Genomic DNA, 12,691 nt, shown 5'->3' with positions numbered 1-12,691 from the left:
GTGACGCCGATCGGGCATTCCCAATCCACTTGCCTTCATCGTAGCAGGGGGAGCACCGCCGGACTACCCGAGGATGAACTGCACCGAGGTCTTCGACGCGAGATTCCCCACCGCCACCTGCAGGTGGTAGCTCGCACCCCCGCCGGTGACCGACGGCCGTGACGAGTCGCACGTCGACGTCGACGAACGCGTCCGGTCCCAGGCGATCGCCGGGGTGGTAAGGGTCTGCCCGGCCTTGATGGTGACGTCCTGGTTGGTGCCACCGGTCTGGCAGTCCTTCGACGACCAGTACTGCTCCTCGCCGGACGAGATCGTGAGGACCTGCTGGGACGACCCGAGGTCCATGTGACACGAGTTCGACCCGGTGTTCTTGATCGACATCGCGATCTTCGGGTCCTCGGTGGGTCCGTACGTGCTCTTGTCGACGACCGGGGTCAGGGCGATCTGGTCCTTGGTGCACGTCGCGCCGTCCTTGGCGGAGGCGGTGGGCGACCCCGAAGGTGATGCTGCGGCGGAGGACGTCGCACGCGGCGACGCGGACGACCCCGAAGCAGACGAAGCAGCGGAAGAAGCGGCAGAAGACGCCGAAGCAGCCGTCCCGGCCGGATCCGCCGAGGCCCCACCGCGCCCGACCACGATCAGTACGACGACGACCGCGATGAGCAGCAGCACGCCGATGACCATCGCTCGGCGGCGCCAGTAGACACCCGGCTTCTCGGGCCCGACGGGGTGACGGAACGACGACATGCGCACAGGGTAGACAACGGCGGGAGCGGCACGGGGGAACCCCGCCGCGCGGTCACCGAAAGCGTCAGAGGATCTTCAGCATGCGGGTGTTGCCGAGCGTGTTCGGCTTGACCCGGGCGAGGTCGAGGAACTCCGCGACCCCTTCGTCCGACGACCGGACGAGTTCGGCGTACACGTCGGGCGACACGACGCTCTCGCCGATCTCGAGGTACCCGTGCTTCGTGAAGAAGTCGACCTCGAACGTCAGGCAGAAGATGCGGGCCACACCGAGCTCGCGGGCGTCGTGTTCCAGCGCCTCGAGCATGCGGTGTCCGACGCGCTTGTGGATCCAGTCGGCGTCGAGGGCGAGCGTGCGGACCTCGGCGATGTCGTCCCAGAAGACGGCGAGCGCGCCGCACCCGATCGGGACGCCGTCGGGACCCTCGGCGATCCGGAACTGCTGGATCGACCCGTACAGGGCGACGTTCTCCTTGCCGAGCAGGATCCGCCGGTCGACGTAGGGCGAGATGAGCCGCTGGATGTGCGGGACGTCCGACGCCAGGGCCGGGCGCACCAGGATGCCGTGTTCGTCCCGTTCGTGGAACGCGTGCTTCCCGTGTGCAGTCATCTCCCTCACCATAGTGCGCGCGGGGGACACGGCCCTGTACGTCGCCCAGCCGCGGCCGCCTACCGTCCGGTGCATGCCTCAGATCATCGAAACCGTCGACGTCAACGTCCCCGTCGCAGCCGCCTACGGCCAGTGGACCCGCTTCGAGGAGTTCCCGCACTTCCTCGACGAGGTCGAGAAGATCGTCCAGGTGGACGACACGACCACCGACTGGACCGTCAAGGTCGCCGGCCAGGAGCGCCAGTTCCGTGCCGTCATCACCGAGCAGCACCCCGACGAGCGCGTCGCGTGGACGGTCAAGGACGGCGACACCGACCACGCCGGCGTCGTCACCTTCCACAAGCTGTCCGACGACGAGACCCGCGTCACCGCGCAGATCGACTGGGAGCCGTCCGGCTTCCTCGAGAAGCTCGGCGCCGCGGTCGGTGTCGGCGGACACGCCATCAAGAAGGACCTGCAGAACTACAAGGAGCGCGTCGAAGCGGCGCCCACCGACACCGGGTGGCGCGGCGACGTGCAGGCCTGACCAGGCCGACGCGCGAGAACGCGACCACGGTCGAGACGGGAGGCGCGGTGCCCGCTGGCACCGCGCCACCCGTCCGTCGTCGGCTCGCGACCACCCCACGGTGCCAGCCGCCTGTTCGGCATCCCCCCACGACATGCCGACCTGACGAACGGGCGCGCGCCTGGCAGAGTGGGTCCCGCTGGCCTCGGCGCTGGTCCAGTTTTACCATGTCTGAGACAGATGTACAGGGCGGGGAGACATGATCGAGTACACCGACGACGACGCGCACCGACGAGAACTCTCGCGGAAGCTGCAGCTCCTGATGGACGTCGTCGAGGCGAACACCGGACAGCGCCCGCCCTACAAGGAGATCGTCGCCGAGATCGAGGCGCAGGGTGCGTCGATGAGCCGCCCGCGGTGGGGCTACATGCTCGGGGGCAACGGACCGGCCGTCCGCGACCAGCGCCTCCTGGTCGCGCTCGCCGACTACTTCGGTGTGCCGCCCGAGTACCTCACCGACGCCGCGGGCAACACCGACGTCCCGGAACGGGTGCAGGCGCAGCTCGAACTCGTCCTCGAACTCCGCAAGCGCGAGGTCGTGGCGTTCGCGACCCGGCGGCTCGGCGAGTTCGCCTCCGCGGCCGAGATCCGCGACTTCACCGAGCACGTCCGGCGCCTCGACGACTCCGGGGCGACGTCGTGAGCGGGTTCGCCGACCGCAGCGGCGCCCGCCGCCGGCAGGCCGAGGCACGGCGGAGCGTGCAGCGTCTCGGGCTCCCCCGCCGGCTGACGCTCCCCCAGCTGCTCGTCCGCGCCGAGGCGACCCTCGGCAAGCCGATCCGCCTGCGAACGACGGCGCTCCCCGGCGACCTCTCGGCGCGGCTCATCCAGCGCACCGACCACGCCCTGCTCGAGACGCGCCCCGACCTGTCCGAACGGTCCCGGGTCGCGAGCATCCTGCACGAGCTCGCGCACGTGTTCCTCGCCGACCCGGGCTGCGACCACGAGGCCTACACGGGACTCCTCACCGGGCGGACGGCGTTCACCCGCTCCCTCGACACCCCGCACGAACAGGCGGTGGAGCTCGTCGCCGACCAGCTCGCCCTGCGGATCGGGCTGCTCGACCCCGACGGGGTGCCGCGCGGGATCTTCCGATGACCCTGCACGTCTGGGGGTCGATCCCGGTCTGGCTCATCCTGGCGGTCCTGGTCGTCCGGCTCTGGCTGGTCCGGACCCAGTCGGCGAGCGTCAGCTGGCTCATGGTGTGCTGCGCCTTCGTCGCGGTCGGGCTGAGCATCAACCAGCCCGACGTCGTCACGTTCCTCGGCGGGCTGACCCACGAGCCGAACATCGCCGACCTGCTCGGCCGCTGCCTGATGGTGTGCGGCCTGTTCGCGCTCGCGCAGTCGGTCGAGGCCGCGGCCCGGTCCGCCCGACTCCTCCGACCGAGCCGGCTCGTCGGCATCGTCGTGGTCCTCGTCGCCCTCGTCGTGCTGTTCCTGCTGATCGACGCCCCCGAGCCCACGTCGAGCTTCATGGTCGTCTACGGCGACCAGCTGCCGACGGCGCTGTACTCCGCCGTCGAGATGACGTACATCGCCGTGGTCATCACCCGGTCGGCGCTGGCGGTCCTGCGCGGCTTCCGCGAGGGCGACGGGCTCGGCCGCACGTACTGGCTCTTCGTCGTCGGCGCGGCAGCGATGGTCCTGCTCGCGGCCATCGCGATCGCGCTCGACGCCGTGCACGTGCTCGGGCTGGACGATGCGGTCCGGGTGCTCGGGGCGGTCTACGCGCCGGTCTTCCTGACGTCGATGGTCCTGCTCGCCGTGGGCGCCGCGGGCGGTGTCCTGCCCGACGCCGTCCGCGAGTTCCGCGACTGGCGGGCGACGCGGCTCCGCTTCCGGGCGCTCGAACCCGAACTCCGACGGCTCGAGGGTGACTCGGGCAACCGGGGGCTCTACTTCACCATCGCCTGGCAGCGTCGCCAGTGGCGGAGCCGGCTGCACCGGTTGTCCGTCGAGATCGAGGACCGCGCGCGCGAGGCCGGGCAGAGCATCCCGGCCGCCGCGACGCTCACCACCGCACGACCGGAGGAGACCAGATGACCGGCGGACGCATCGCCGCACTCGGCACCGCAGCAGGTGCCGTCGGGACGCTCGGGTTGGGCGCGTTCGTCGCGCGCCGCCTGCTCTTCCCCACCCCGTACACGGCGACCGCCACGGTCCGGCACGCGACCGCGACCGAGACCGAGTTCGTGGCCACGCGCGACACCCGCCTGCCCGGGACGTACCGGCTCACCCGCGACGGCGTGGGGCTGGGCGTGCACGAGGTCACCGGGACCGGCGACGGCACGGTGCGGCGACGCACGGACAGCGCGCCGGCACTCGGCGAGTGGGGCTGGGACGCCCTGCTGTACGACGACCTCGCGGACGTCCCCGGCGACGAGCCCGCGGATGCCCCCGGCCACGAGCCCGCGGACGTCGCCGGTGGCGACCCCACGGATGGCCCCGGCGACGAGCCCGCGACGGCCGGCACGCACGTCGTCCACGTGCACGGCCAGTCCCTCGGCCCCCGACAGGTGCTGCGCGGCATCCCGGTGTGGCGCGCCCTCGGGGCGACGTCCGAGGTCGTCGACACGACCGACCTGCCGCTCCGCTCGCTCGACCCCGGTGCCGTCGACCGCATCGTGACCGCGGTCCGGGCAGCCCGGCGCCGCGGCGCGACCCGGGTCGTGCTGCAGGGCTGGTCGGCCGGTGCGCTCGCGTGCTCGGTCGCCGCCTCGCGGGTGGAGGTCGACGGGCTGGTCGGGATCGCACCGCTGCTCAGCGTGTCCTCGGCGCTCCGCGGCGCGGTGTCGGGCGCACACCTCCCCGCGTTCGTCGGGACCGTCGCCGCACGGATCGCGACCACCGGCGTCCTGTCACGGTTGGCCGGCGCAGCTGCTCCCGTCCAGACGACCGCGTGGCAGGCGTCGGCGACCCCGACCCTGCTCGTGCACTCGGCGGCGGACGCCCTCGTCGCCGAGGCCGACGTCGCCGCGCAGACCGCACACCCCCGGACCCGCGCCGTGGCGTTCCGGACCGCCCCGCACACGCTCGAGTGGAACGAGGACCCCGAGCGCTGGGAGGGCGCCGTCCGGGACTTCGCGGCCACCCTCTGACGCGGCCGTCCCGCGGGGACGATCCTGCCCGGAATGCCATCGGCCCCGGTCTGCGGAGCAGACCGGGGCCGGCGCGTCTCGACCTGTTGGGGGGAACCGGTCGAGCGCTGCGTGCGAGGTGTTGGGGGGAACCCCTCGCGCACAGACACCACCGTACCCCCGGACGGGGGCCGGTGGTACCGCGACGCGCGAACCGTCCGCGCCGCGCCGTCCGCACCACGACGTGACGGGAGGGACGGTGCCAGCTGGCACCGTCCCTCCCGTCATGTCTGCGGCTGGGTCCTAGGACTCGATCTCGCCCTGCGGAGCGTCCGTCGCCTCGACGGCGGCAGCCCCGGCGAGGACCTCTTCGCGGCCCGGCTGACGCCCGGTCTCGAACTGGAACGTACCGTCGGTGAAGTCGACCTTCACGTGGTCGCCGGCGTTGAGCTCACCCTGCAGGATGTGCTCCGACAGCTGGTCCTCGACCTCGTGCTGCATCGCGCGACGCAGGGGGCGAGCACCGAGCGACGGGTCGAACCCGACCTTGATGAGCTGCTCCTTTGCGGCGAGCGTGAGCTCCACCGTCATGTCGCGGTCGAGCAGACGGTCGGCCAGGCGCTTCACGAACAGGTCCACGATCTGCAGCAGCTCGGGCTGCGACAGCTGCGGGAACACGATCGTGTCGTCGACGCGGTTCAGGAACTCCGGCTTGAAGTGCTTCTTGAGCTCCTCGTTCACCTTCGCACGCATGCGGTCGTAGCCGACACCCGAGTCACCCTCGACCTGGAAGCCCACCGGGCCACCGGCGATGCCCTGCGAACCGAGGTTCGTGGTCATGATGATGACGGTGTTCTTGAAGTCGACCACGCGGCCCTGACCATCGGTCAGACGCCCCTCTTCGAGGACCTGCAGCAGCGAGTTGAAGATGTCCGGGTGGGCCTTCTCGATCTCGTCGAAGAGGACCACGGAGAACGGCTTGCGGCGCACCTTCTCGGTGAGCTGGCCACCCTCCTCGAACCCGACGAACCCGGGAGGGGCACCGAAGAGTCGCGAGACGGTGTGCTTCTCACCGAACTCCGACATGTCGAGGGAGATCAGTGCACCCTCGTCGTCGAAGAGGAACTCGGCGAGCGCCTTGGCGAGCTCGGTCTTCCCGACGCCCGTGGGGCCGGCGAAGATGAACGAGCCGGAGGGACGGTTCGGGTCCTTCAGGCCGGCACGGGTGCGGCGGATGGTCTTGGACAGGGCCGAGATGGCCTCTTCCTGACCGATGACGCGCTCGTGCAGGGCCTTCTCCATGAAGACGAGACGCGAGGTCTCCTCTTCGGTGAGCTTGAAGACCGGGATGCCCGTGGCCTGCGCCAGGACCTCGGCGATGATGCCCTCGTCGACGGTGCCGGACGCGGCGACGTCACCCGCACGCCACTGCTTCTCGAGGCGGAGACGCTCGCCGAGGAGCTTCTTCTCCTCGTCGCGGAGCGATGCGGCCTTCTCGAAGTCCTGCTCCTCGATCGCGGCTTCCTTCGATCCGCGGACCGTCGAGATCTTCTCGTCGAACTCGCGGAGCTCCGGCGGTGCCGACAGGATCGACAGGCGGAGGCGTGCGCCGGCCTCGTCGATCAGGTCGATGGCCTTGTCCGGCAGGAAGCGGTCCTGCACGTAGCGGTCGGCCAGGTTCGCCGCGGCGACGATCGCACCGTCGGTGATGGACACCTTGTGGAACGCCTCGTACTTGTCGCGGAGGCCCTTGAGGATGTTGATCGCGTGCGGCAGCGACGGTTCGTTGACCTGCACGGGCTGGAAGCGACGCTCGAGGGCGGCGTCCTTCTCGAAGTGCTTGCGGTACTCGTCGAGCGTGGTGGCACCGATGGTCTGGAGCTCACCGCGGGCGAGGAGCGGCTTGAGGATCGACGCGGCGTCGATCGCGCCCTCGGCAGCACCGGCACCGACGAGCGTGTGGATCTCGTCGATGAAGACGATGATGTCGCCGCGGGTGCGGATCTCCTTCGTGACCTTCTTGAGGCGCTCCTCGAAGTCACCGCGGTAGCGGGACCCGGCGATGAGCGACCCGAGGTCGAGCGAGTAGAGCTGCTTGTCCTTCAGCGTCTCGGGCACGTCGCCCTTGACGATCGCCTGGGCGAGGCCCTCGACGACGGCGGTCTTGCCGACGCCGGGCTCGCCGATCAGGACGGGGTTGTTCTTGGAGCGACGGGAGAGGATCTGCATGACCCGCTCCATCTCCTTCTCGCGGCCGATGACCGGGTCGAGCTTGCCGTCGCGCGCCGCCTGGGTGAGGTTCCGACCGAACTGGTCGAGGACCTGCGAACCCTGCTGGGCGTTCTGCTGCTGCTCGCCGCCGACGGCGACCGCTTCCTTGCCCTGGTAGCCGGACAGGAGCTGGATGACCTGCTGGCGGACGCGGTTGAGGTCCGCGCCGAGCTTGACGAGCACCTGGGCGGCGACGCCTTCGCCCTCGCGGATGAGGCCGAGCAGGATGTGCTCGGTGCCGATGTAGTTGTGGCCGAGCTGCAGCGCCTCGCGCAGGGACAGCTCGAGCACCTTCTTGGCGCGCGGCGTGAACGGGATGTGCCCGGTCGGCTGCTGCTGGCCCTGCCCGATGATGTCCTGGACCTGCTCGCGGACGGCATCGAGCGAGATGCCGAGCGACTCCAGCGCCTTGGCGGCGACGCCCTCGCCCTCGTGGATGAGGCCGAGGAGGATGTGCTCGGTGCCGATGTAGTTGTGGTTGAGCATCTTCGCTTCTTCTTGAGCGAGGACGACAACACGACGGGCTCGGTCGGTGAATCTCTCGAACATGTGCTCTCCCTTGCCGGACCGGAGCTGGCCCGGTGACGTACATCGAGACTAACCAGCGCACCCCGGGTGGTCTGCCCCTGTTCGCCGTGGGCGTGACCTCGTTGCGTCCGGCGGGCAGGCGAGGGCCTGGAGGCGCGGTGCGGGTCCGGCACGCGGCGCGCGCCCGGCGGGCGGCGGCGCCACGACCGGGGTCGTCCCGGGTCGGGTCGGTACCATCCGAGCATGGAGCAGCCCGTCGTCGGACTCGTCGTCCACCCGACCAAGAACGTGCAGGAGTCCGTCGCGACCCTGCAGCGCTGGAACGCCTCCGGCCGCGGTCGCCTCGTCGCCCGTCGGGCCGACGCCCAGCGCATCGGCGGTGGTCTCGACGTGATCGGTGACGAGGACTTCACGGAGGAGGTCGACCTCGTCGTCGCGCTCGGCGGTGACGGCACCATGCTCGGTGCGATGCGTCTCGTGGCGAAGCGCCCGGTGCCGGTGCTCGGCGTCAACTACGGCAACGTCGGGTTCCTCGTCGAGATCGAACCGCCGGAGCTCGAGGGCGCGCTCGAACGGCTGTCCGCCGGCGACTACCAGCTCGAACCGCACCACGCGCTCGAGGCCCGGCTGTCCTGGAGCGGTGCGCGGACGGACTACCTCGCGTTCAACGACCTCACGATCGTGCGGCGGCCCGGCGCGGGGCAGGTCTCCGCCGACCTCAGCGTCGGCGGCCTCGGGTACGGCTACTACCGGGCCGATGCGATCGTCGCCGCGACCCCGGCGGGCTCCACCGCGTACAACTACGCCGCCGGCGGACCGGTCCTCTCCCCCGCGCTGTCCGGCTCCGTCGTGACGCCGGTCGCACCGATGGCCGGGATCGACCGTGCCGTCGTCCTGGCCGCGCGCGAGCGCTACCGGTTCGACATCGCCGAGGGCACCCGCAGTGCGGCGCTCGAGGTCGACGGGCTCGTCGTCGGCGAGGTCGCGACGGGCGCCCAGCTCGACGTCCGCCTGCGGAAGGACGCCGGCAGCGTGGTCCGGCTCGACGCCGAGCGCCACGGCCGGACGGGCCGCGTCAAGCTCAGCCTGCTCGACCTGCCCGTGCGGCCGGACCAGCTCATCGAGCTCATCCCGCAGGACCTCCGCCAGAAGCTCGGGCGCGAGGTCGAGGAGTAGCGGCCCGGTCGCTCCGCGCGGAACGGTGCGACGCGCCCCCGGGAACGTGAATGGCCCGCTCACGCCGAAGCGCGAGCGGGCCGTCCCATCACCCCACCGGATCGTCTTCCCACAGAACGACCCGGTTCCCCGTGCCGGTGTTCGCACACCGGCCGAAGTCATCCGACCTAGTCGGTCAGGTACAGCTGCATGTCCTGCGAGACCGCCTTGGCGAAGAGCCGCAGCTTGGCGCGGGACTCCACACGGCTGACCGCCTGGCGGGTCGTGTGGACGATCTTCGAGATCTCGTCGAGCGTCATCGGCTTGTCGTCGTCGAGGCCGTAGCGCATGCGGATCACGTTCGCCTCGTCGCTCGGCAGTTCGGCGACGATCGAGCGGATGTCGCGGTGGAGCAGCGTGGTCTCGGTGAGCTCGTTCGGGGACGCGGCGTCCTCGTCCTCGATGAAGTCGCCGAGTTCGCTGTCGTCCGAGTCGCCGACGACGGTGTGGATCGACACCGGCTCGTGCGAACGGCCCTTGAGGTCGACGAGTTCCTCGACGCTCATGCTGAGCTCCGCCGCGACCTCGTCGGGCATCGGCGCACGGCCGAGGTCGACGGTGAGATCGCGCTCGGTGCGGGAGATCTTGTTGATCAGCTCGACCGTGTGGACCGGGATGCGGATGGTGCGGGCCTTGTCGGCGAGGCCACGCGAGATCGCCTGGCGGATCCACCAGGTGGCGTACGTCGAGAACTTGTAGCCCTGCGTGAAGTCGAACTTCTCGACCGCGCGGACCAGACCGAGGTTGCCTTCCTGGATCACGTCCATGAAGGGCAGGCCACGCTGCGAGTAGCGCTTGGCGATGCTCACGACGAGGCGGAGGTTCGAGGTGATCATGCGCTCCTTGGCGCGCTCACCGTCGCGGACCAGCCAGCGCAGTTCGCGCTGCAGGGTCTTCGCGAGGCCCTTCTCGGTGTTGAGCTTCTCCTCGGCGAAGAGGCCGACCTCGATGCGGCGGGCGATCTCGGCTTCTTCCTCGGCGGTGAGGAGCGAGAGCCGGCCGATGTGGCGCAGGTAGTCACCGACCTGGTCGACCGAGGCGCCGCGGACACCCGCGAGCTGCTCGTCGGCCTCGACCTCGGTGTCGAGCGTGGTGGTCTCGACCGCGGTGACCGTGGTCTTCGCTGCCGCGGTCTTCTTGGAGCGGCGCGCGGCGGGGCCGGTGGTCGTCGTCTTCGGTGCTGCTGTTGCGATCGTCATGATGACTCCCTGCGTTCGACGGGTGATGACCTCGTTGGGGGGTGTCATGAGTAAAGCGGCCCGGAGGTGTACCCCACAAACCGATCGGATCGATTCTCAGGCTTCTCCGTGCTTCACCATGGATACCGTCCCCCGAGGGGTACAGCCTGTCGTCAGTCTGGTCCCCCTCGTCGCCGGAGAGCAAGGGGATGCCGCCGTGTTTCCGGCGTTGCATCGGTGTTTCTTGCTCGTTTCCGATCCTGTACCCCGGGCGGCCGCGTCGAGTGGACACGAAAAAGGGGTACGGCGGCCCGGATCGTCGCGATCCGATCGTCGTACCCCGAAAGCCGGAGGGGTGGGGGTCACCAGGAGGGTTCGAGCCACCCCTCGCGACGCTTCGAGACCTCGAGGTCGGCGTCCCGGTCGAACTCGTCGTACTCGCTCTCGATGTCGCCGACGAGGCTGCGCCCGGTGAAGACGCCGCCGCGGTTCGCGAGGACACCACCGGTGATGATCTGCGTGATGGACATGCCGACGATGCTCGCGCCGGTGGGCGACGTCGGGGTGAACGGCCGGTGACCGTGTCCGGACGCTCAGACGTCGATGTCGTCCTCGTCGCCGTCACCGTCGGGCCACACGGTGTCGTCACGGGACGCATCGGGCACGGCGGTGTGGCCGAAGGCGTCCTCGGGGTCGAGGTCGGCGAGGTCAACGGGGTCGACGGGGTCGGTGAGGTCGGAGCGGTCGACGAGGTCGGCGGTCGCGTCGGATCCCGGTCCGGCGTCGACGCCGAGGTGACGGTCGGCGGGCTCCGGGTCCTGGCGCATGCGCGTCAGCGTCGCACCCGGCGGTGAACGCCGGGTGAAGTCGACCGCGCTCGGGGCGCGGGACTACTCGGCCGAGGCCGGTGCCGGTGCCGGGACCCCGTGCTCGCGCTCGAAGCGGGCGCGCTCCTCGGCCTCGACCTTGGCGTAGGCGGCACGCTCGGTGCGGTCGGCCCGCATGATGGCGCGCATCACGAACCAGAAGATGAGGCCGACCACGACGGTCGGCGTCAGGGCGAAGATGATCCCGGTCACGACTCCATGCGGCACGCGAACATGGTACGCCCTCGAACCCGTATCGCCCCCCCCCCCCCCCGCAGCGAGCAGCCCGGCCGCCCGCGAACGGACGAGCCGGGCTGCCACCGGTGCGTGGTCCCTCACGCGGCGGGGATGAGCCCGTTCGGGTTGAGGACGTACTTCGTCGCCGCGCCCTTGTCGAACTCGGCGTAGCCGCGCGGGGCGTCGTCGAGCGAGATCGCCGTCGCGTTGACGTTCTTCGCGATGCTCGTCCGGTCGTGCAGGATCGCCATCATCAGCTGGCGGTTGTACTTCATGACCGGACACTGGCCCGTGGTGAACGACAGCGACTTCGCCCACCCGGTGCCGAGGCTCAGGGACAGTGCGCCCTTCTGCGCCGCCTCGTCGATGCCACCCGGGTCGCCGGTGACGTAGAGCCCGGGGATCCCGAGCGCCCCACCGGCGGCGGTGACGTCCATGAGCGAGTTGAGCACCGTCGCCGGCGCCTCGTGGTCCGACCCCGAGCCGTGGCCCTTCGCCTCGAACCCGACGGCGTCGATGCCGCAGTCGACGAGCGGTTCACCGAGGATCTGGTCGATCTGGTCGGCGGGGTCGCCCTTGGTCAGGTCGACCGTCTCGCACCCGAAGGTCCGCGCCTGGGCGAGCCGGTCGGCGTTCATGTCCCCGACGATCACGACGCTCGCGCCGAGCAGCAGCGCTCCCGTCGCGGCGGCGAGACCGACCGGCCCGGCACCCGCGACGTACACGGTCGACCCGACCTCGACACCGGCGGTGACGGCGCCGTGGAAGCCGGTCGGGAAGATGTCGGACAGCATCGCGAGATCGAGGATCTTCTCCATCGCCTGCTCGCGGTCCGGGAACTTCAGCAGGTTCCAGTCGGCGTACGGCACGAGCACGTACTCGGCCTGACCACCGACCCAGCCGCCCATGTCGACGTACCCGTACGCACTGCCGGGACGGTCCGGGTTGACGTTCAGGCAGATGCCGGTCTTGCGTTCCTTGCAGTTCCGGCAGCGCCCGCACGCGATGTTGAAGGGCACCGAGACGACGTCACCGACCTTGATGAACTCGACGTCCCGCCCGACCTCGACCACCTCGCCGGTGATCTCGTGCCCGAGCACGAGGTCCGCCGGTGCCGTCGTCCGCCCGCGGACCATGTGCTGGTCGCTGCCGCAGATGTTCGTCGCGATGGTGCGCAGCACGGCACCGTGGTGGACCTTGCGCCCGACGTTCGCCGGGTTGACCCCGGGTCCGTCCTTGAGCTCGAAGGTCGGGTACTCGGTCTCGATGACCTCGACCTGACCGGGCGCCTTGTAGGCGACCGCGTGGTTCGTTGCCATGGTGATCCTCCTCGATCCCTGGCACCCCGGGACCGACGATCGACCTGCGCTCGCCCCCACGCCGTCGTGGGGAGTCCTC

14 protein-coding genes are annotated in these 12,691 nt (G+C 70.4%); 6 read left to right on the top strand and 8 right to left on the bottom strand.

All coding sequences use genetic code 11. The features are described from left to right. Positions 1-63: 63 nt before the first annotated feature. Both ACNQOV_RS04065 and ACNQOV_RS04060 read right to left on the bottom strand, forming a co-directional pair. The gene (locus ACNQOV_RS04065; protein ID WP_416393461.1) at positions 64-747 is read right to left on the bottom strand and encodes a hypothetical protein; all 684 of its coding nucleotides are present in this window, start codon (positions 745-747) and stop codon (positions 64-66) included. Between the two features lie 64 nt (positions 748-811). Further along, entirely contained in the window at positions 812-1,354 is a 543-nt protein-coding gene (locus ACNQOV_RS04060; RefSeq protein ID WP_022907627.1) for an amino-acid N-acetyltransferase, read from the bottom strand. 73 nt (positions 1,355-1,427) lie between these two features. On the opposite strand from ACNQOV_RS04060, the gene ACNQOV_RS04055 reads away from it, so the two are divergent. The 5 genes from ACNQOV_RS04055 to ACNQOV_RS04035 all read left to right on the top strand — a co-directional run bounded on the left by ACNQOV_RS04055 (position 1,428) and on the right by ACNQOV_RS04035 (position 5,019). Beyond that, positions 1,428-1,880 carry an SRPBCC family protein gene (locus tag ACNQOV_RS04055; RefSeq protein WP_022907626.1) on the top strand — a complete coding sequence of 151 codons (453 nt, stop codon included), beginning with the start codon at positions 1,428-1,430 and terminating at the stop codon, positions 1,878-1,880. A gap of 238 nt (positions 1,881-2,118) precedes the next feature. Then, positions 2,119-2,562 carry a hypothetical protein gene (locus ACNQOV_RS04050; protein WP_416393460.1) on the top strand — a complete coding sequence of 148 codons (444 nt, stop codon included), beginning with the start codon at positions 2,119-2,121 and terminating at the stop codon, positions 2,560-2,562. Further along, complete coding sequence (locus tag ACNQOV_RS04045) at positions 2,559-3,017, top strand: hypothetical protein (RefSeq protein WP_022907624.1); 459 nt, start codon at positions 2,559-2,561, stop codon at positions 3,015-3,017. The genes ACNQOV_RS04050 and ACNQOV_RS04045 overlap by 4 nt, the downstream gene beginning before the upstream one ends. After that, entirely contained in the window at positions 3,014-3,964 is a 951-nt protein-coding gene (locus tag ACNQOV_RS04040) for a hypothetical protein (RefSeq protein ID WP_416393459.1), read from the top strand. Before ACNQOV_RS04045 ends, ACNQOV_RS04040 begins: the two co-directional genes overlap by 4 nt. Further along, on the top strand, positions 3,961-5,019 hold the full coding sequence (locus ACNQOV_RS04035; RefSeq protein WP_416393458.1) for a hypothetical protein: 1,059 nt from the start codon (positions 3,961-3,963) through the stop codon (positions 5,017-5,019). Before ACNQOV_RS04040 ends, ACNQOV_RS04035 begins: the two co-directional genes overlap by 4 nt. A 282-nt stretch (positions 5,020-5,301) precedes the next feature. On the opposite strand, the gene ACNQOV_RS04030 is transcribed toward ACNQOV_RS04035, so the two are convergent. Beyond that, entirely contained in the window at positions 5,302-7,818 is a 2,517-nt protein-coding gene (locus ACNQOV_RS04030) for an ATP-dependent Clp protease ATP-binding subunit (protein WP_022907623.1), read from the bottom strand. A gap of 222 nt (positions 7,819-8,040) precedes the next feature. Between ACNQOV_RS04030 and ACNQOV_RS04025 the strand changes: the two genes are divergently transcribed. Further along, positions 8,041-8,973, top strand: coding sequence for an NAD(+)/NADH kinase (locus ACNQOV_RS04025; RefSeq protein WP_416393457.1), 933 nt, complete (start codon positions 8,041-8,043; stop codon positions 8,971-8,973). Positions 8,974-9,140: 167 nt separating this feature from the next. Here the strand turns inward: ACNQOV_RS04025 and ACNQOV_RS04020 are convergent, their stop codons facing one another. The 5 genes from ACNQOV_RS04020 to fdhA all read right to left on the bottom strand — a co-directional run bounded on the left by ACNQOV_RS04020 (position 9,141) and on the right by fdhA (position 12,612). Then, positions 9,141-10,211, bottom strand: coding sequence for a sigma-70 family RNA polymerase sigma factor (locus ACNQOV_RS04020; RefSeq protein WP_416393456.1), 1,071 nt, complete (start codon positions 10,209-10,211; stop codon positions 9,141-9,143). Positions 10,212-10,552: 341 nt separating this feature from the next. Further along, positions 10,553-10,720, bottom strand: a complete 168-nt coding sequence (locus ACNQOV_RS04015) for a hypothetical protein (protein ID WP_022907621.1) — start codon at positions 10,718-10,720, stop codon at positions 10,553-10,555. A 63-nt stretch (positions 10,721-10,783) separates the two neighbouring features. Further along, on the bottom strand, positions 10,784-11,017 hold the full coding sequence (locus ACNQOV_RS04010; protein WP_416393455.1) for a hypothetical protein: 234 nt from the start codon (positions 11,015-11,017) through the stop codon (positions 10,784-10,786). 63 nt (positions 11,018-11,080) lie between these two features. Further along, entirely contained in the window at positions 11,081-11,284 is a 204-nt protein-coding gene (locus tag ACNQOV_RS04005; RefSeq protein ID WP_031262806.1) for a hypothetical protein, read from the bottom strand. Positions 11,285-11,391: 107 nt separating this feature from the next. Then, a complete protein-coding gene (fdhA, locus tag ACNQOV_RS04000) occupies positions 11,392-12,612 on the bottom strand; it encodes a formaldehyde dehydrogenase, glutathione-independent (protein WP_402268522.1) in 1,221 nt (406 codons plus the stop codon). Between the last annotated feature and the right edge of the window lie 79 nt (positions 12,613-12,691).

Origin of the sequence: Curtobacterium sp. LFS084 (genome assembly GCF_047977705.1) — a bacterium.
Classification (GTDB): Bacteria; Actinomycetota; Actinomycetes; order Actinomycetales; family Microbacteriaceae; genus Curtobacterium.
The sequence above is the reverse complement of the archived record's forward strand: the minus strand, read 5'-3'. Positions and strand labels throughout refer to the sequence as shown.

Excerpts from the sequence above, each read along its gene's own strand:
- ACNQOV_RS04065 (WP_416393461.1), bottom strand. The coding sequence starts at position 747 with ATGTCGTCGTTCCGTCACCCCGTCGGGCCCGAGAAGCCGGGTGTCTAC.
- ACNQOV_RS04060 (WP_022907627.1), bottom strand. The coding sequence starts at position 1,354 with ATGACTGCACACGGGAAGCACGCGTTCCACGAACGGGACGAACACGGC.
- ACNQOV_RS04055 (WP_022907626.1), top strand. The coding sequence starts at position 1,428 with ATGCCTCAGATCATCGAAACCGTCGACGTCAACGTCCCCGTCGCAGCC.
- ACNQOV_RS04050 (WP_416393460.1), top strand. The coding sequence starts at position 2,119 with ATGATCGAGTACACCGACGACGACGCGCACCGACGAGAACTCTCGCGG.
- ACNQOV_RS04040 (WP_416393459.1), top strand. The coding sequence starts at position 3,014 with ATGACCCTGCACGTCTGGGGGTCGATCCCGGTCTGGCTCATCCTGGCG.
- ACNQOV_RS04035 (WP_416393458.1), top strand. The coding sequence starts at position 3,961 with ATGACCGGCGGACGCATCGCCGCACTCGGCACCGCAGCAGGTGCCGTC.
- ACNQOV_RS04030 (WP_022907623.1), bottom strand. The coding sequence starts at position 7,818 with ATGTTCGAGAGATTCACCGACCGAGCCCGTCGTGTTGTCGTCCTCGCT.
- ACNQOV_RS04025 (WP_416393457.1), top strand. The coding sequence starts at position 8,041 with ATGGAGCAGCCCGTCGTCGGACTCGTCGTCCACCCGACCAAGAACGTG.
- ACNQOV_RS04020 (WP_416393456.1), bottom strand. The coding sequence starts at position 10,211 with ATGACGATCGCAACAGCAGCACCGAAGACGACGACCACCGGCCCCGCC.
- ACNQOV_RS04015 (WP_022907621.1), bottom strand. The coding sequence starts at position 10,720 with ATGTCCATCACGCAGATCATCACCGGTGGTGTCCTCGCGAACCGCGGC.
- ACNQOV_RS04010 (WP_416393455.1), bottom strand. The coding sequence starts at position 11,017 with ATGCGCCAGGACCCGGAGCCCGCCGACCGTCACCTCGGCGTCGACGCC.
- fdhA (WP_402268522.1), bottom strand. The coding sequence starts at position 12,612 with ATGGCAACGAACCACGCGGTCGCCTACAAGGCGCCCGGTCAGGTCGAG.